The sequence below is a fragment of the Pseudomonas beijingensis genome (assembly GCF_030687295.1).
Classification (GTDB): domain Bacteria; phylum Pseudomonadota; class Gammaproteobacteria; order Pseudomonadales; family Pseudomonadaceae; genus Aquipseudomonas; species Aquipseudomonas beijingensis.
Genome location: NZ_CP117425.1, coordinates 442441 through 459230, shown reverse-complemented (window position 1 = coordinate 459230; position 16790 = coordinate 442441). Strand labels below are relative to the sequence as shown.

General features: G+C 62.9%; 14 protein-coding genes. 10 read left to right on the top strand and 4 right to left on the bottom strand.

Going from position 1 to position 16790, the window contains the following annotated elements:
- Positions 1-131: 131 nt before the first annotated feature.
- Positions 132-2546, bottom strand: coding sequence for a glucose/quinate/shikimate family membrane-bound PQQ-dependent dehydrogenase (locus PSH84_RS02130; protein ID WP_305482229.1), 2415 nt, complete (start codon positions 2544-2546; stop codon positions 132-134).
- A gap of 498 nt (positions 2547-3044) precedes the next feature.
- Here PSH84_RS02130 and PSH84_RS02125 point away from each other — a divergent pair, with 498 nt between their 5' ends.
- Together PSH84_RS02125 and PSH84_RS02120 are read left to right on the top strand one after the other, a co-directional pair.
- Positions 3045-3275 carry a VF530 family protein gene (locus PSH84_RS02125; RefSeq protein WP_003205228.1) on the top strand — a complete coding sequence of 77 codons (231 nt, stop codon included), beginning with the start codon at positions 3045-3047 and terminating at the stop codon, positions 3273-3275.
- Between the two features lie 6 nt (positions 3276-3281).
- The gene (locus PSH84_RS02120) at positions 3282-3935 is read left to right on the top strand and encodes a Pr6Pr family membrane protein (RefSeq protein ID WP_122567145.1); all 654 of its coding nucleotides are present in this window, start codon (positions 3282-3284) and stop codon (positions 3933-3935) included.
- A 239-nt stretch (positions 3936-4174) separates the two neighbouring features.
- Here PSH84_RS02120 and PSH84_RS02115 read toward each other — a convergent pair whose 3' ends face one another.
- From PSH84_RS02115 to PSH84_RS02105, 3 genes are read right to left on the bottom strand one after another with little or no spacing between them, the layout of a single operon-like run.
- Entirely contained in the window at positions 4175-4384 is a 210-nt protein-coding gene (locus PSH84_RS02115) for a DUF1289 domain-containing protein (RefSeq protein WP_018603343.1), read from the bottom strand.
- Complete coding sequence (locus PSH84_RS02110) at positions 4381-4905, bottom strand: gamma carbonic anhydrase family protein (RefSeq protein ID WP_060740825.1); 525 nt, start codon at positions 4903-4905, stop codon at positions 4381-4383. Before PSH84_RS02110 ends, PSH84_RS02115 begins: the two co-directional genes overlap by 4 nt.
- A 15-nt stretch (positions 4906-4920) precedes the next feature.
- The gene (locus tag PSH84_RS02105; RefSeq protein WP_122567146.1) at positions 4921-5520 is read right to left on the bottom strand and encodes a CoA pyrophosphatase; all 600 of its coding nucleotides are present in this window, start codon (positions 5518-5520) and stop codon (positions 4921-4923) included.
- 146 nt (positions 5521-5666) lie between these two features.
- On the opposite strand from PSH84_RS02105, the gene PSH84_RS02100 reads away from it, so the two are divergent.
- The 8 genes from PSH84_RS02100 (at position 5667) to nagE (ending at position 16516) form a co-directional block, all read left to right on the top strand.
- Entirely contained in the window at positions 5667-6218 is a 552-nt protein-coding gene (locus PSH84_RS02100; protein WP_122567147.1) for an NUDIX hydrolase, read from the top strand.
- Between the two features lie 41 nt (positions 6219-6259).
- Positions 6260-6766: a L,D-transpeptidase family protein gene (locus PSH84_RS02095; protein ID WP_305468312.1), complete on the top strand. Its 507-nt coding sequence runs from the start codon at positions 6260-6262 to the stop codon at positions 6764-6766.
- 671 nt (positions 6767-7437) lie between these two features.
- Positions 7438-8229 carry a scabin-related ADP-ribosyltransferase gene (locus tag PSH84_RS02090; RefSeq protein ID WP_436278739.1) on the top strand — a complete coding sequence of 264 codons (792 nt, stop codon included), beginning with the start codon at positions 7438-7440 and terminating at the stop codon, positions 8227-8229.
- Positions 8230-9340: 1111 nt separating this feature from the next.
- The gene (locus PSH84_RS02085; RefSeq protein ID WP_305482228.1) at positions 9341-10072 is read left to right on the top strand and encodes a GntR family transcriptional regulator; all 732 of its coding nucleotides are present in this window, start codon (positions 9341-9343) and stop codon (positions 10070-10072) included.
- 17 nt (positions 10073-10089) lie between these two features.
- A complete protein-coding gene (gene nagA, locus PSH84_RS02080; protein WP_122567152.1) occupies positions 10090-11196 on the top strand; it encodes an N-acetylglucosamine-6-phosphate deacetylase in 1107 nt (368 codons plus the stop codon).
- Positions 11177-12199, top strand: coding sequence for an SIS domain-containing protein (locus tag PSH84_RS02075; protein ID WP_305482227.1), 1023 nt, complete (start codon positions 11177-11179; stop codon positions 12197-12199). The genes nagA and PSH84_RS02075 overlap by 20 nt, the downstream gene beginning before the upstream one ends.
- A 54-nt stretch (positions 12200-12253) precedes the next feature.
- On the top strand, positions 12254-14767 hold the full coding sequence (gene ptsP, locus PSH84_RS02070; RefSeq protein ID WP_305482226.1) for a phosphoenolpyruvate--protein phosphotransferase: 2514 nt from the start codon (positions 12254-12256) through the stop codon (positions 14765-14767).
- Between the two features lie 33 nt (positions 14768-14800).
- Positions 14801-16516 (top strand): N-acetylglucosamine-specific PTS transporter subunit IIBC, encoded by a 1716-nt coding sequence (gene nagE, locus PSH84_RS02065; protein WP_305482225.1) that lies wholly within the window; start codon positions 14801-14803, stop codon positions 16514-16516.
- Positions 16517-16790: the final 274 nt, after the last annotated feature.

The window sequence follows — 16790 nt, the reverse complement described above, 5'->3', positions numbered from 1 at the left end:
GTCCACCTGAAGACCAGGGCGCCAGCATCGCGAGCAAGCTTTGCTCCCACAGTCAACTTGGGGTGACATCGGGCTAAAGAAAAAGGCGACACCCGCAAGGGTGTCGCCTTTTTCATGAGCGCCGGTTTTGCTTAATCCGGCAGTTTGTAGGCAATCACATAATCACCCTGCTGGGTCCCCAGGGAACCATGACCGCCCGCAACGACCAGCACGTATTGCTTGCCGTCCTTGCCGGTGTAGGTCATCGGCGTGGTCTGGGCGCCGGCGGGCAGGCGGCCTTCCCACAGTTGCTTGCCGTTTTTCACGTCGTAGGCGCGCAGGTACTGGTCCAGCGTGCCGCTGAGGAACGCCAGGCCACTGGCGGTGGTGAAGGGGCCACCCAAGCTCGGAACACCCATGCTCAGCGGGATCGGTACCGGCGAGCTGTCACGCACGGTGCCGTTCTTGTGCTTCCACAGGGTCTTGTTGTTGGTCAAGTCCACGGCCGCGACATAACCCCACGCAGGTGCCTGGCAAGGCAGGCCCATGGGCGAAAGCAGCGCTTCGAGGATTACGCCATACGGCGCGCCTTTGTTCGGCTGCACGCCTTCGGTTTCGCTCTTGCGACCCGGGCCGCCGGCCACTTCCGCCGCTGGCACCAGTTTTGACTTGAACGCCATGTAGCTCGGGTTGACGAAGGCGATCTGGCGCACCGGGTCCACCGAAATGCCGCCCCAGTCGAATACGCCGAAGTTGCCCGGGTAGACGATCGAGCCTTGCAGCGACGGCGGGGTGAACATGCCGTCATAGCGCAACGACTTGAAGTCGATCCGGCACAGCATCTGGTCGAACGGGGTCACGCCCCACATGTCGCGTTCCTCGAGGACCGGCGGCACGAAGTTCAGGTCGGACATCGGTTGGGTCGGCGAGGTGTGATCGCCTTCCACCGCGCCTTGCGGCACCGGGATTTCCTTGATCGGCACGATCGGCTGACCATTGCTACGGTCCAGCACGTAGATGCTGCCCTGCTTGGTCGACGCCAGTACCGCCGGTTTCACGCCGTCAGCGGTCTTCAGGTCCATCAGGGTCGGTTGACCACCAACGTCCATGTCCCACAGGTCGTGGTGGGTGAACTGGAAGTACCAGCGCACCTTGCCGGTGGCAATGTCCAGGGCGGTCAGGCCGGCGGCGTACTTTTCCGATTCCGGGGTCCGAAAGCCACCGAACTGGTCAGGGGTCTGGTTGCCCATCGGCAGGTAGAGCATGCCGAGTTTTTCATCGACGCTGAACATGGACCACATGTTCGGCGAGTTGCGGGTGTAGGTCTGGCCTTCGGCAATCGGCGTGGTGTCGTCCGGGTTGCCGCTGTCCCAGTTCCACACCAGCTTGCCGGTGTGCACGTCGTAGGCGCGGATCACACCGCTGGGTTCGTCGGTGGAAACGTTATCGGTGACGTGGCCGCCGATCACCACCAGGTTCTGGGTGACCGCCGGTGGCGAGGTGGAGTAGTAGCCGCCGGCCGTGAAGCCGCCGATGTTGGCGGTCAGGTCGACCTGGCCCTTGTCGCCGAAGTCTTCGCACATCTTGCCGGTGTCGGCGTTGAGGGCGATCAGGCGGGTGTCGGCGGTCGGCAGGAAGATCCGCCGCGGGCACACGGTGCTGGCCGGCGAGGTGCTGGCGGTGCCGGTGGGGCTCTGCTCGGCGGAGGCGTACACGGCGTCATCGTGGTAGGTCACGCCACGGCAGGTCATGTGGGCCCAACCCTTGAAGTTTTCCGCTTTTTGCGTGGAAAGCTTCGGATCGAAACGCCAGATTTCCTTGCCAGTTTCAGGCTCCAGGGCAATCACCTGGCTGTGAGGCGTGCACACGTAAAGCATGCCGTTGACCTTCAGCGGGGTGTTTTCCGCAGTGGTTTCACCCGGGTCGTTCGGCCCTGGCAGGTCGCCGGTGCGATAGGTCCAGGCTTGCTTCAGCTTGCTGACGTTCTCGGGGGTGATCTGCGCCAGGGGCGAATAGCGGTCGCCGTGGGCGCTGCGCCCGTAGGAGTTCCAGTCGCCATCCGGCATGGCCGGTGCGGTGTTGGTCATGCCCGGCACGCTGTCGCGGTCCAGTTGGCCCTTGATCTCACCCGGGTTGGTGAACTGGCTGGCGAGCGCGGCGATACCGGCGATGACCACGGCGGCGCCCAATGCGCGGGTACCCATGGTCGAGGCATCGGCGGTCAACAGTGGGCGGCGGAACCACGGCAGCAACATGACGATGCCCAGGGCAAACAGCATCGCCAGGCGCGGCACCAGTTGCCACCAGTCCAGGCCCACTTCCCACAGTGCCCATACGGTGCTGGCGAACAGCACCAGTGCGTACAGGCCCAGCGCCGCGCGACGGGCCATGATCAGCAGCACGCCGGTCAGCGCCAGGCCGATACCGGCCAGCAGGTAATACAGCGAGCCGCCAAGCGTGCTCAGCTTGACTCCCCCGGCCAGCAGGGCCAGGCCCATCAATAGAAGCAGAATGCCGAGCAGGCTCGGTAGCAGACGGCTTCGACTCAAAGCACCCTCAGTGCTCATAGTGTGATTCTCCGTGACGTTTTAAGGAGTCCCGCGCAAGTAGTCACTGTAGATGACGATCTTGAGGGGGCATGGTTCAGTTGAAAAAGGCAAATTGGCTGCCGCGATCCCTTGTGGGAGCGAGCTTGCTCGCGATGGCGGCGTGTCAGTCGGCTTCAATGTTGAATGTGCGATGGCTATCGCGAGCAAGCTCGCCCCCACAGGTGGTCACCGAGACAGCGCTGTCTTTCAGGACAGGACATTGAGCATTCATCAGATCTTTTCAACAGGAATGAGCTGGACGCAGAGGCTTCAGCACAACAGAAGAAGCGTTTCAGCAGGCGGCGCAAGGATAATGTCCTGATCTCAATAGAGAAAGGGCTTTTGTTGACATGGATCATCTCGGATTCGGTAACAGTGCGCCTGGCTCTAGAGCCCCACGATGAAGGCTATGCTTCCACCACAAGAGCACCTCGGCTAAGGTGCGCGGCTTTACCCTTTTTCGCGCGAAGGCCTCCCATGACCGAACCCAACAACAACCCGCTGCACGGCGTGACGCTGGAACAGATCCTCAACGCCCTCGTGCAGCACTATGAATGGTCGGGCCTGGCTGAACGCATCGATATCCGCTGCTTCAAAAGCGACCCGAGCATCAAGTCGAGCCTGACCTTCTTGCGCAAGACGCCTTGGGCGCGGGAGAAGGTCGAGCGCCTGTACATCAAGTTGATGCGCACCAAACGGCCGGTCTGAGCCGCCGTGGGGATTGATAGAGGTCCTCGCCTCACCCTGCGCCAGCGCTTCGTGTCGGTGACGGCGCTGCTGGCTTGGGCGGGGTTGAGCATCCAGTTGTATCTGATCCTGCTAGGTCGTTGGGAGCTGGGCGCGAGCCTGCTGGGCGGGTTGGTGAGTTTCTTCAGTTTCTTCACGGTGCTGACCAACCTGTGGGTGGCGGTGGTCCTGACCTGGGAACTGACCCCTCGCCCATCCCCGGCCCGCCGCTGGTTCCTGCAGCCCAGCGTACGCAGCGGCGTCGCCGTGAGCATCGCCCTGGTCAGCCTGGCCTACAACCTGCTGCTGCGCCACCTCTGGCAACCCGAAGGCTGGCAGTTCGTGGCCGACGAATTACTGCATGACGTGGTGCCCTTGCTGTACATCGCCTATTGGTGGCGGTGGGTGCCCAAAGGCAGTTTGCGCCTGGGCCACATCGGGCTGTGGATGGTTTATCCCTTGGCCTATTTCGCCTATGTTTTGCTGCGGGGAGATTTACTGGCGGCCTACCCCTACCCTTTTATTGATGTGGCGAGCCTGGGTTATCCACAGGTGTTCATCAATGCTGGGGGGATATTGGTGGGGTTTGTCGGGATTGCGTTGGGGGTGGTGGGGGTGGATCGGTGGGCATCTTTGAAATAGAGGCCTATGCAGAGCATATAGCTGTGTGAGCCGAACCTGTGGGAGCCGAACCTGTGGGAGCCGAACCTGTGGGAGCCGAACCTGTGGGAGCAAGGCTTCTGTGGGAGCAAGGCTTGCCCGCGATAAGGACGATGCGGTCTCTCAGAAATCGAGTGGCCTGCATCGCGAGCAAGCTTTGCTCCCACAGATAGGTGTCCCACAGATATGTGGGACACAGGGTTTGTGTTCACAAGTGGACATCACCGCCTAGCCGGCAACATCCACACCAGCCCACTGGCCTTGGCCCGTTCATGACACAGCGCCAAAACCCCGCGCCGCTCCTCGTTGTCCATCCGACTCCACCGGGTGATTTCCGCCACGGTGCGCTGGCAGCCGGTGCAGATGTCGTCATCATCCAGCGCGCAGATGTTCACGCAGGGCGAAGGCACCGGCCGTTCAGGGGCGCTCATGGTTCCTGCTCGGCCAGGTCGCGGGCATAGCGCTGGGAATTGTGCACATAGTGCGCCGCGCTGGCCACGAGCATGTTCTTCTGGGCTTCGGTCAATTCACGCACCACCTTGCCGGGGGAGCCCATCACCAGCGAGCCGTCGGGAATCTCCTTGTTTTCACCGATCAGCGCGTTGGCGCCGATGATGCAGTGCTTGCCGATCTTCGCGCCATTGAGGATCACCGCGTTGATGCCGATGAGGCTGTAATCGCCCACCGTACAGCCATGGAGCATGGCGTTGTGGCCGATGGTCACGCCAGTGCCGATGGTCAGTGGATACCCCATGTCGGTGTGCATCACCGTGCCGTCCTGCACATTGCTGTCCTTGCCGATCAGGATCAGTTCGTTGTCGCCGCGCAGCACGGCGTTGAACCAGACATTGGCACCCTCTTCGAGGCGGACCTTGCCCACCAGCGTGGCGTTGGGCGCGACCCAGCTCTGTGGGTGGGTTTCGACACGGGCATCGCCCAGGCGATATTTCATGAGGATCCTCGGGTATCAGGTATTGATGTAGCTTTTGGGCGGCGTGTGCAGGTCGATGCCGGCGTCGTACAGCAGGTTGACCAACTCGACGATCATGATCGCCGTCAGCCCCCAGATCTTGTACCCCTCGAAACGATAGCTGGGCACGTACCAACTGCGGCCCTGGTAATCGATCCGGTGGGTGTGTTCGCGCGGATCCTTGCGGAAAAACTCCAGCGGCACGCTGAACACCGCCGCGATCTCGGCATCGTTGGCCTGGTATTCGACGTAGTCCGGAATCACCCCGACATACGGCGTGACCTTGATGCCATGGAGCGAGATCAACGGGCTGAGGGGGCCGATCACTTCCACCAGGCCGGGCGGCAGGCCGATTTCTTCCTCGGCTTCGCGCAGGGCGGTGAAGATCAGATCCGGATCTTCCGGGTCGCGACGCCCGCCGGGAAACGCCACTTCGCCGCCATGGGTCGAGAGCCCACTGGCGCGCAGGGTCAGTACCAGCTCCGGTTCATCGCTGCGGGTGATCGGCACCAGCACCGCGGCTTCAGGGAAACGTTGGTCGGTCTGCAGATCGTGCGGGGTATGGTTGCTTACTCGATGCAGTAGCTCGTCCAGCATGAGACTTCTCGATTTATTCGCTACCTTGCATCATGCACCAATCGTTCAAGCGGCCCAACCCCCGCACCGCGTCGTGTCGCGAAACGACAACTTGCCGACACCGGCCCGCGCACGCCAAGATAGGCGCAGCATTCAGGAACCCAAGCATGAAATTCTGCAGCCAGTGCGGTAACCCGGTGACCCAGCGCATACCCGAAGGCGACTCGCGCCTGCGCTTTGTCTGCGACACGTGCCACGCCATCCATTACCAGAACCCCAACATCGTGGCCGGTTGCGTACCGACCTGGGGCAGCAAAGTCCTGCTGTGCCGGCGCGCCATCGAGCCGCGGCGCGGTTACTGGACCCTGCCGGCGGGCTTCATGGAGAACGGCGAGACCATCGAACAGGCCGCCGTGCGCGAAACCGCCGAAGAGGCCTGCGCCCGGGTGCGAAACTTGAGCATCTATACGCTGATTGACGTACCGCACATCAGCCAGGTACATGTATTCTTCCGCGCCGAACTGGTGGACGAGGATTTCGCCGCCGGGCCCGAGAGCCTGGAAGTGAAGTTGTTCGAAGAAGCGGACATTCCCTGGGACGAGCTGGCTTTCCGTACGGTGGGCCGCACCCTGGAATATTTCTACGCGGACCGACGCAGCGAGGACTACCCTGTGCGTTGCGAATCGATCCCGCCACTGGCTCAGCCTGCCAATACATAAAAAATTAATATAGCCGCGACACCTCTAGGGATACCGTTTCAATGCGCTGGTTGCTTGTCCTGTTCTGCTTGTCGTTCACCGCTGTGTGCCAGGCCGCCGCCGTGGGTACCTACAACGGCAAGGTCATCGAAAAAGTGCTGGTGCTCAAGTCCGCCCATCAATTGCAATTGATCAACGACGGCAAGCCGCTCAAGACCTATCGCATCTCCCTGGGCAAGGGCGCCAAAAAAGGCCCCAAGCTGATAGAAGGCGACAAGCGTACCCCCGAAGGTTTTTATTGGCTGGACTGGCGCAAGACCAGCGACCGCTTCTACCTGTCGATGCACATTTCCTACCCCAACATCAGCGACGCCGCCCGCGCCCGCCGCGAAGGTGTGGAGCCAGGGGGCATGATCATGATCCACGGCACACCGGATTCGGAAGAGAACCCTGAGCAGTTGTTCCATACGCTGGACTGGACCGACGGCTGCATCGCCATGCGCAACGTGGACATGCGCGAAGTCTGGAACCTGGTGCCGGATGGGACGATGATCGAAATCCGTCCGTAGCCCCCGACCACACATGAGATCCCTGTGGCGAGGGGATTTATCCCCGCTGGGCTGCGAAGCGGCCCCCAAATCAGGCAACTCGGTGTGCCAGGAAGATTGAGTTCAATGCTTTAGGACTGCTGCGCAGCCCAACGGGGATAAATCCCCTCGCCACAGGGGGCTCTGTGCTCACTGGTATTTTTGTGACACCCAAAGGCCAGAACTCCCACTTCCTGTTACAAGTCCCCGGAAGCGCAACGCCCCCCTCCCCCAGCCTTGATCTACCCTCAGAACTGATGCGGTGGCTCGACGCCCCGCAGAATCCAACGTGAGATGTGTCACGTCGAAGCATAGGCAGTCATGACGTATGTGATTCGACGGGCTTCACCGTTCAGATAAGGCATCAAATCATGACAACCCATAACAACTTCATACGGGTAACTGCTGTCGCGGCAGTGGTGTTCGCAGGTATGTGGCAACCGGGCGCAGACGCGTGGGGAGCCGATGGAAAAGAGGAGCCGTGGTATACCGCCTGGCTTCAGGTCGCGGCGGATTCGAGCGTGGATATCCGCAAGACCACGCCCTGGTTGCGCTGGCGTACCGACATGGACACGCTCTACCGGGGCGATACGACGGGTCAGGGCCTCAGTGCCTTCACCCAGGGGCTGTTGCCCAAAGCCGATGGCACTCCCGTGGAGCAATGGGGGTACGACTGGATCACCCACGCGAGCGGAAGCGCAGGGACGGTGTTCAGCAGCGCAACCCGCAATCAACTGATCGCCCAGCACTACGCCAGCGAGTGGGTGTACGAGTTCAGGGCCCCCCACGGAATCGATCAGGTGCAATCGGGGGGGCCCTTTCCCGGTGAGGAGGAAATCAGCTACCCGGGCGGGGTCAAGGCGCACTTTATCAAGCAGGCCTGCAAGGCACACAATCTTGCCGATTGCAGGACGAACCCAAACTACCGGGAGCCCACCGGCCACGAGACGATGCGGGAGGTCGCGGTGATGGCCATCGACTGGAACCGGCTGACGCCTCGAGAGGGTTTGGCATGGGTAAAGTCCCAGGAATCCCTTTGGGCCGTCGGCTCTACGAAGGTCAACCCCGTGCAGGGCGCGGATGCGCTGACCAATGGGTTACGGGGCTTGAACTCTTTGCCACCGAACTTGAGATTCGCGATGTATCAGGAGGATCATCTGGCGCAATCGATCGTTGTGGCATTTCGCGACTATAGCGAAGCCAAGCTCTGGGCCACCCAGGAAGCCTCGAACGGCGGCTGGGTCTATGAAGTCAGGCCCAACAGCGTGGCGGTGGATTTGTCGGTACGTAACGCGGGTTCCCGTGAAGGCGCCTTCGCGTTCATCGGCGGTATCAAGGGAGGCTTGTTGATGAACGCCCGGCGTTTCGAGAAAGGCGTGAGTGAACCGGTCGAGTGCATTGGCATAGAGAAAGAAGTTTGCCGGCGCGAAAACATCCACCAATAGTTTTCCAGCCTCGCGGTGCAGTCAGGTTGGTTGATGCTGTTTACTCAAGGCTCGTGTGAACCATTGTGGCGAGGGAGCTTGCTCCTTCGCCACAGGATCGGTGTTCTGCCGGTTTTTTTGTGTTCGTCTTTCGATTTATCGCGAGCAAGCTCGCTCCCACAGTGGGTTTGTGTGGACCACAGGATTTGTGATCGACACCAGTCCCTTGTGGGAGCGAGCTTGCTCGCGATGAGGCCAGCAAACCCAATATCCATGTGACTGAACCACCGCCATCGCGAGCAAGCTCGCTCCCACATTGGATTTTCAGCCGCCACAACACTCATATACGCCGCAAACACCTTGTGGGAGCGGGCTTGCTCGCGAAGAGGCCAGTACATTCAACATCCTCGTTGGCTGTTATGCCGCCTTCGCGAGCAAGCCCGCTCCCACAGGGGAATCGGAGTACGACTGGGAGAGCCAGGTCGGCTGTCAGGCCGCCTCGCGAGCAAGCTTTGCTCCCACAGATCTGACGGGTGTACGACTGGGTGAGCCAGGTCGGCTATCAGGCCGCCTCGTGGTGGGGTGGACGTTGATCTCAGCGCCCCGTTAACCACGCTGGCCGAACGCAGGCATTGCGCAGTGGGCATCCCGGCATGGATGCCGGGTTAGCCGCGCTGGGCCATGGATGGCCCTTCGCGGCGGGCCCACGGAGCAATGCCGGAGTGAGGGCACACCGAGCCTAAGCGAGGTGCCAAGTGGTGGGGCAGAAGCGCTTTGGTTACTTTCGACTGGGCCGGCTTCCGGGCTTTTCGAAAGTGACCCGCCGTCAGGGCGGAACCCTAAGTGGCCATTACCGAAGAAACGGATATACACACCGCCCAAAAAACAAACTACTAAAAATAAATATCAAATTTCAAACCCCCGCCCCATGCATACCACTGACCTCTAAAAACGCTGTAATTCAACACCCCACCTCCACCACCCTAATACCACTTAAAAAACAACCCTTAGAAACCCCCATAAAACACTAGCCAACCCCAAAAAAGCACCGTTGACATGGTATTCAAGTGGTATTAGCTTCCACCCCAATCACCGAGCGACAACGCCCACAAAAACCGCATCGGACAAACAAATGAACAACATCCTGACCCTGCGCCCCGACGACACCCAACCCACCCCGCTCTACCTGCAACTGGCCCGCAACCTGGAAGCCGCCATCCACGCCGGCCAGTGGAAAGCCGAGCAAGCGATGCCGTCCGAACGCAGCCTGAGCGAGCAACTGGGCATTTCCCGGGTCACCGCCCGCAAAGCGCTGGAAGTGCTGTTCGAACAAGGCCTGATCCGCCGCAACCAAGGCTCGGGAACGTTCATCACCCCGCGCCTCGAACAACCGCTCTCGCGCCTTAGCGGCTTCAGCGAAATGCTCCGCCTCAAAGGCTTCGTGCCCGGCTCCCAATGGCTGGAGCGGGAAATCACCCCGCCAACCCACGAAGAACTGATTCGCCTGGGCCTGTCGCCCACGGACAAAGTCGCCCGGCTCAAACGGCTGCGCAAGGCCGACGACACGGTCATGGCCATCGAGATGAGCACCCTGCCCGCCTCGATCATTCCCAAGCCACAGGCGGTAGGCGATTCGCTGTATGAATTCCTCGACGGCATCGGCAAACCGGTGGTACGCGCCCTGCAACACATCCAGGCCATCAACGCCTCGGACGAGTTCGCCGCCCTGGTGGGCATCGCCCCCGGCACCGCGATGCTGCTGATGACCCGGGTCTGCTACCTGGAAGACAACACGCCCATCGAAGTCACCGATACCTATTGCCGCAACGACTACTACGACTTTGTCGCAGAGTTGCGGCGCTAGACGATCAGAGAATCCCAATGTCCGAAGACAACATCCTCACCGCCAACGGCTGGATACGCGGCCGCCTGGTCCATGAACACGGCAAGGTCGTGTCCATCGACGGCCAACCCTGCGACCCGACGAGCAACGACCTGCCCTACCTGCTGCCCGGCTTCATCGACCTGCATGTGCACGGCGGTGGCGGCAAGGACATCATGGAAGGCGCGCCGGCGTTCGAAACCATTGCCCGCACCCATGTGCGCTTCGGCACCACGGCGCTGCTCGCCACCACCATGACCGCGCCGAGCGAAGAAATCGCCAGCGTGCTCAAGGCCCTCGGTGAGTTTTGCGAACAGCGGCCCAGCGGCAGCGCACGCGTGTTGGGGGTGCATTTGGAAGGTCCCTATATCAACCCCGGCAAACTCGGCGCCCAACCGAACTTCGCCCACACCGCGTTGATGGCCGAAGTGGAGACCTACCTGGGCCTGGCACCGATCCGGGTAATCACCATCGCGCCGGAGATCGCCGGCCACGACGCTTTGATTCGCACCCTCAGCGCCCGGGGCGTGCGCATGCAGATCGGCCATACCCTGGGCAGTTATGAAGAAGGCGTCGCGGCACTCGCCGCCGGAGCCAGCAGTTTCACCCATTTGTATAACGCCATGAGCCCGCTGCATCACCGCGAACCGGGCATCGTCGGCGCGGCGCTGGCCCATGCGCAATATGCCGAGCTGATCCCGGATCTGCTGCACGTGCACCCCGGGGCCATGCGCGTGGCCTTGCGTTCGATCCCGTGCCTGTATTGCGTCACCGACTCCACCGCCGCCGCCGGCATGCCCGACGGCGAATACAAGCTGGGCAGCCACACCGTCACCAAATGCCTGGGCGGGGTGCGCCTGGCCGACGGAACGCTGGCCGGCAGCACCCTGACCATGGACCAAGCCCTGCGCAACCTGGTGAAAATCGGCCTGCCCCTCGACGAAGCCTCGCAACGCCTGTCGCAATTCCCCGCCGACTACCTCGGCCTGCCCGAGCGCGGACGCCTGCAACCCGGCGCCTGGGCCGACTGTGTGCGCCTTGACCGAGCCCTGAACCTGACCGACGTGATGGTCGAAGGAGAAGCCATTGACTTCCAAAATGCTTGAAGAGGCCCTGAGCTCGTGCGACGCCGTCGAGCGCCAATTGCAGCGATTGGACCCGGCCCTGCAGGAAATTGCCGGGCGCCTGCGCCGTCAGCCGCCGCAAGTGGCGATGACCGTGGCCCGTGGCAGCTCCGACCACGCCGCCAGCTACTTCGCCTACTTGACCATGCAACAACTGGGTTTGCCGGTGGCCTCATTGCCGATGTCGGTCGTGACCATGCAACAGGCGCCGCTGAAGGTCAGCGGCCAGGTGGCGTTCGCGTTCTCCCAATCGGGGCAAAGCCCGGACCTGGTGAACAGCCTGCGTCTGTTGCGCAAGCGTGGCGCGTTGAGTGTGGCGATGGTCAACGCAGAGGATTCTCCGCTGGAGGCAGCCTGTGAATTCAGCGTGCCCTTGTGCGCCGGCATCGAAAGCAGTGTCGCCGCCACCAAGAGCTTCATCGCCACCCTCAGCGCCAGCGCGCGCCTGGTAGCCCATTGGAAAGACGATGCCGAGTTGCTTGAAGCCGGCACCGCGCTGCCCGCAGGCCTGCGCGATGCCGCGAGCCAGGATTGGAGCGCCGCGGTCGAAGCCCTGCGCGACTGTCAGCGCTTGATGGTCATCGGCCGTGGCGCCGGGTTCGCCATCGCTCAGGAAGCGGCGCTCAAATTCAAGGAGACCTCGGCGATCCAGGCCGAAGCCTTCAGCAGCGCCGAGGTCCGCCACGGACCGATGGCGTTGATCGACGAGCATTACCCGCTGCTGGTGTTCGCCCCCCGCGGTGCCGAGCAGGCCGGCGTGTTGAGCCTGGCCGCCGACATGCGCCAGCGCGGCGCTCGGGTGCTGCTGGCCGCGCCCGATGACATCGCCGAGCGTGACCTGACGCTGATCCGCGCCGAACACCCGGCCCTGGACCCGATCCTGGCGATCCAGAGTTTTTACCGGATGGCCGCCAGCCTGGCCGAGGCCCGAGGCCTGGACCCGGACCAGCCACGGCACTTGAGCAAGGTCACCCGGACCCACTGAACCGACGGCTTTCTTTTAATAGAAGGCCAATGAGATTTCGAAGAGAGCGAGCCCATGTCCAACAACAATAAAGAGCTGACCCTCAGCGCCCCGCTCAGCGGGCCGGTGCTCACCCTCGCCAACGTCCCGGACGCGGTGTTCGCCAGCGGCGCCATGGGCGACGGGATCGCCATCGATCCGCTGAACGACACCCTCTACGCCCCCTGTGACGGCGAAGTGATCCACGTCGCTCGCACCGGCCACGCCGTGACCTTGCGGGCCGACAACGGCGCCGAACTGCTCCTGCACCTGGGGCTGGACACCGTCGAGTTGCAGGGCGACGGGTTTTCCATGCTGGTCAAGGAAGGCACGCGGGTCAGCAACGGCCAGGCGCTGCTGCGTTATGACCTGGACAGCGTGGCGCAGCGCTGCAAAAGCCTGGTCAGCCTGCTGATCATCACCAATGGCGAGCACTTCCTGGCTCGGCCCATTACCCTCAAAGGGGTCAAGGTCGGCGAGCCATTGCTACACATCGTCGCCAAGACACCGGGTGAAACACGCGACGATGAGCCGGACATCGGCATTGAAGTGTTCGGCCAGGTCCGTATCGCCCATCGAGGCGGCCTGCACGCGCGGCCGGCGGCCTTGGTTCGCCAGACCGCCCAAGGCTTCAAGAGTCGCTCGCACCTGCACTTCAGCGGTCGATCGGCGTCCTGCGACAGTGTGATGGGCATGATGGGCCTGGCGATCACCGAACAGGCCGAAGTGCACGTCAGTTGCCGTGGCAGCGATGCCGAAGCGGCGTTGCAAGCGCTGCTGACCACCCTGTCCACCGCCCTGGCCGAAGAGGCCCACGCCGAAGCGCCGCCGGCCAAGGCACCCAGCCGTAGCGCCGAAGACGGTGTGCTGCTCGGCGTATGCGCCGCGCCCGGCCTGGTGAGCGGACCGCTGGTTCGCTTGCAAGGCATTCAGTTGCCCGAGGATGGCGGGGGTCACGACGTCACCGAACAACGGCAACGGCTGCGCGATGCCTTGGCGCACGTCAGTCGCGAGATCCAGTTGACCCTGGAAAACGCCAAGGCCCGACGTCACGTCGATGAGCAAGCGATCTTCAGTGCCCACCTGGCGTTGCTGGAAGACCCGGTCCTGCTGGACGCCGCTGACCTGTCGATCGAGCAAGGTTGCGCCGCGCCCCACGCCTGGAGTCGCTCCATCGACGTGCAATGCCAAGTGCTGCGGCAACTGCAAAGCACGCTGCTGGCCGAGCGCGCCAATGATCTGCACGACTTGCGCCAGCGGGTCCTGCGGGTGCTGTTGGGGGAAGCCTGGCAATTCGACGTACCGACGGGCGCCATTGTTGTCGCGCAGGAGCTGACCCCGTCGGACCTGTTGCAACTCAGTGCCCAGGGCGTGGCCGGTGTGTGCATGGCCGAGGGCGGCGCGACGTCCCACGTGGCGATCCTGGCCCGTGGCAAAGGCCTGCCCTGCCTGGTGGCGTTGGGCGAGGCACTGCTTGCACTGGCGCCGGGGCAATCGGTGGTGCTGGACGCTGACGGTGGCCGCCTCGAACTCAAGCCAACCGCCGAGCGCCTGGCGCAGGTGCAGCAAGCACAGACCCGACGCGCAGCCCTGCGCACCCAGCAACAGACCCTCGCCCACACGCCGGCGCGAACCGTCGATGGGGTGGAGGTTGAAGTCGCCGCCAACGTAGCCTCCAGCGCCGAAGCCAATCTGGCCTTCGCCAACGGCGCCGATGGCGTTGGCTTGTTGCGAACCGAATTCCTCTTCGTCGACCGCCACACCGCCCCCGACGAAGAAGAGCAACGCCAGGCCTATCAGGCCGTGCTCGATGCCATGGGCGACAGGCCGGTGATCATCCGCACCATCGACGTCGGCGGCGACAAACAACTGGACTACCTGCCGCTGCCGGCTGAAGCCAACCCGGTGCTCGGCCTGCGAGGCATTCGCCTGGCCCAGGTGCGCCCGGAACTGCTGGATCAACAACTGCGGGCCCTGTTGCAAATCCGCCCGCTGCAGCGCTGCCGGATCTTGTTGCCAATGGTCACCGAGGTCGACGAACTGCTGCACATCCGCCAGCGGCTCGATGCCTTGGGCGCCGAACTCGGCCTCAGCGAACGCCCGCAATTGGGGGTGATGATCGAAGTACCCGCCGCCGCCCTGCTGGCCGAACAACTGGCCGAGCACGCGGACTTCCTGTCCATCGGCACCAACGACCTGTCCCAGTACACCCTCGCCATGGACCGCGACCATGCAGGTCTCGCCGCCCGGGTCGATGCCCTGCACCCGGCGCTGTTGCGGCTGATCGCCCAGACCTGCGCCGGCGCGGCGAAGCACGGGCGCTGGGTCGGGGTATGTGGAGCCCTGGCCTCCGATCCCTTGGCGACGCCAGTGCTGGTGGGCCTGGGGGTGCGCGAGCTGTCGGTCAGCCCGCCCCAGATTGGCGAGATCAAGGCGCGCGTGCGCCAGCTCGACACCGTCAAGTGCGCGTGCCTGAGCGCCGAATTGCTGAACCTGGCCAGTGCCGCCGCCGTGCGCCAGGCCTGTCATCAACACTGGCCCCTGGGCTGAGCCCCGTCGAACAACAATAAAAGGAGAGACGCCATGTACCAGCATTTCATTGAAGGTCTGCAACGCCTTGGCCGGGCGCTGATGTTGCCTATCGCGATCCTGCCGATCGCCGGCCTGCTGCTGCGCCTGGGTGACACGGACCTGTTGAATATCGCGATCATCCACGACGCCGGCGGAGCGATTTTCGCCAACCTGCCGATGATCTTCGCCATTGGCATCGCCGTGGGTTTCGCCCGGGACAACAACGGCACGGCGGGGCTGGCCGGGGCCATCGGCTACCTGGTCATGATCGCGACGCTGAAGGTGCTCGACGCGACCATCAACATGGGCATGCTCGCCGGGATCATCAGCGGCCTGTTGGCCGGTGCGCTGTACAACCGCTTCAAGGACATCAAGCTACCGGAGTACCTGGCGTTCTTTGGCGGCCGGCGCTTCGTGCCGATTGTCACCGGTTTCAGCGCCGTGGGCCTTGGCCTGGTGTTCGGCCTGGTCTGGCCGCCGATCCAGCACGGCATCAACAGCTTCGGCGAGCTGCTGATGGCCAGCGGCAGTTTCGGCGCGTTCGTCTTCGGCGTATTCAATCGATTGCTGATCGTCACCGGCTTGCACCACATCCTCAACAACATGGCCTGGTTCATCTTCGGCAGCTTTACCGACCCGACCACCGGCGCGGTGGTCACCGGTGACCTGACCCGTTATTTCGCCGGCGACCCCAAGGGCGGCCAGTTCATGACCGGCATGTTCCCGGTGATGCTCTTCGGCCTGCCCGCCGCGTGCCTGGCGATGTACCGCAACGCCCTGCCCCAGCGCCGCAAAGTCATGGGCGGGATTCTGCTGTCCATGGCGCTGACCTCGTTTCTGACCGGTGTCACCGAACCGATCGAATTCGCCTTCATGTTCCTTGCGCCGCTGTTGTACCTGGTCCACGCGCTGCTCACCGGCCTGTCGATGGCAGTGACCAATCTGCTGGGCATTCACCTGGGTTTTACCTTCTCCGGGGGCTTTATCGACATGGTCCTGGGCTGGGGAAAATCCACCAACGGCTGGTTGGTCGTCCCGGTGGGCCTGGCCTACGCAGCGATCTATTACCTGGTGTTCGACTTCTGCATCCGTCGCTTCGACCTGAAGACGCCGGGGCGTGAAGAGGTGCCGGCGGGCGACAAACCGGCCATCGCCGAAAACCAGCGCGCCGCTGCCTACATCCAGGCCTTGGGCGGCGCTGACAACCTGATCACCCTCGGCGCCTGCACCACGCGCCTGCGACTGGACCTGGTGGATCGCAACAAAGCGTCCGACGCCCAGCTCAAGGCCCTCGGCGCCATGGCCGTGGTCCGCCCCGGCAATGGCGGCAGCCTGCAGGTGGTGGTGGGGCCGATGGCCGACAGCATCGCCGACGAAATCCGCTTGGCGTTGCCCTCTTCCGAACGGCCAACCAACGCGCCCGTGGCCGCCGTGGCTGAGCCTGCCCTACCGACCGTCGTCTCTGAAGCCGAAGCGCAGCAATGGCTCGCGGCCCTGGGCGGTGGCGCGAATGTGGTGCAGCTCGATTGCGTGGCGATGAGCCGTTTGCGGGTGCAGTTGGCCGATGGCAAGGGGTTGTCGGAAAGCCAGCTCAAGGCGCTGGGTTGCCAGGGTGTCAGCTCGCTGGAAGATGGTGTGTGGCACTTGTTGTTGGGGGAGAAAGCGCCGGGGTTGTGGCGGGTGTTGGAGGCGGCGGTGCTGAGTCGTAAGGCAGATGTCAAAGCCTAGATCTTCCGCTACTTGATAGTCCGCCATCGCGAGCAAGCTCGCTCCCACAGGGTTCGGTGTCGATCACTTGTTTTGTGAACAACACAAACCCACTGTGGGAGCGAGCTTGCTCGCGATGAGGCCGGCACAAGCAACATCAAATATCTGATACACACCATCCCCGTGGCGAGGGAGCTTGCTCCCGCTCGGTTGCGCAGCAACCGCCAAAAAGCTTGGGGCCGCTGCGCAGCCCAGCGGGAGCAAGCTCCCTCGCCACAAGGGTTCGTGTACACAG

What these genes read in the sequence shown, in the direction of transcription:
- PSH84_RS02130 (WP_305482229.1), bottom strand. Translation starts at nt 2,546, where the DNA reads ATGAGCACTGAGGGTGCTTTGAGTCGAAGCCGTCTGCTACCGAGCCTG.
- PSH84_RS02125 (WP_003205228.1), top strand. Translation starts at nt 3,045, where the DNA reads ATGACCGAACCCAACAACAACCCGCTGCACGGCGTGACGCTGGAACAG.
- PSH84_RS02115 (WP_018603343.1), bottom strand. Translation starts at nt 4,384, where the DNA reads ATGAGCGCCCCTGAACGGCCGGTGCCTTCGCCCTGCGTGAACATCTGC.
- PSH84_RS02110 (WP_060740825.1), bottom strand. Translation starts at nt 4,905, where the DNA reads ATGAAATATCGCCTGGGCGATGCCCGTGTCGAAACCCACCCACAGAGC.
- PSH84_RS02105 (WP_122567146.1), bottom strand. Translation starts at nt 5,520, where the DNA reads ATGCTGGACGAGCTACTGCATCGAGTAAGCAACCATACCCCGCACGAT.
- PSH84_RS02100 (WP_122567147.1), top strand. Translation starts at nt 5,667, where the DNA reads ATGAAATTCTGCAGCCAGTGCGGTAACCCGGTGACCCAGCGCATACCC.
- PSH84_RS02095 (WP_305468312.1), top strand. Translation starts at nt 6,260, where the DNA reads ATGCGCTGGTTGCTTGTCCTGTTCTGCTTGTCGTTCACCGCTGTGTGC.
- PSH84_RS02085 (WP_305482228.1), top strand. Translation starts at nt 9,341, where the DNA reads ATGAACAACATCCTGACCCTGCGCCCCGACGACACCCAACCCACCCCG.
- nagA (WP_122567152.1), top strand. Translation starts at nt 10,090, where the DNA reads ATGTCCGAAGACAACATCCTCACCGCCAACGGCTGGATACGCGGCCGC.
- ptsP (WP_305482226.1), top strand. Translation starts at nt 12,254, where the DNA reads ATGTCCAACAACAATAAAGAGCTGACCCTCAGCGCCCCGCTCAGCGGG.
- nagE (WP_305482225.1), top strand. Translation starts at nt 14,801, where the DNA reads ATGTACCAGCATTTCATTGAAGGTCTGCAACGCCTTGGCCGGGCGCTG.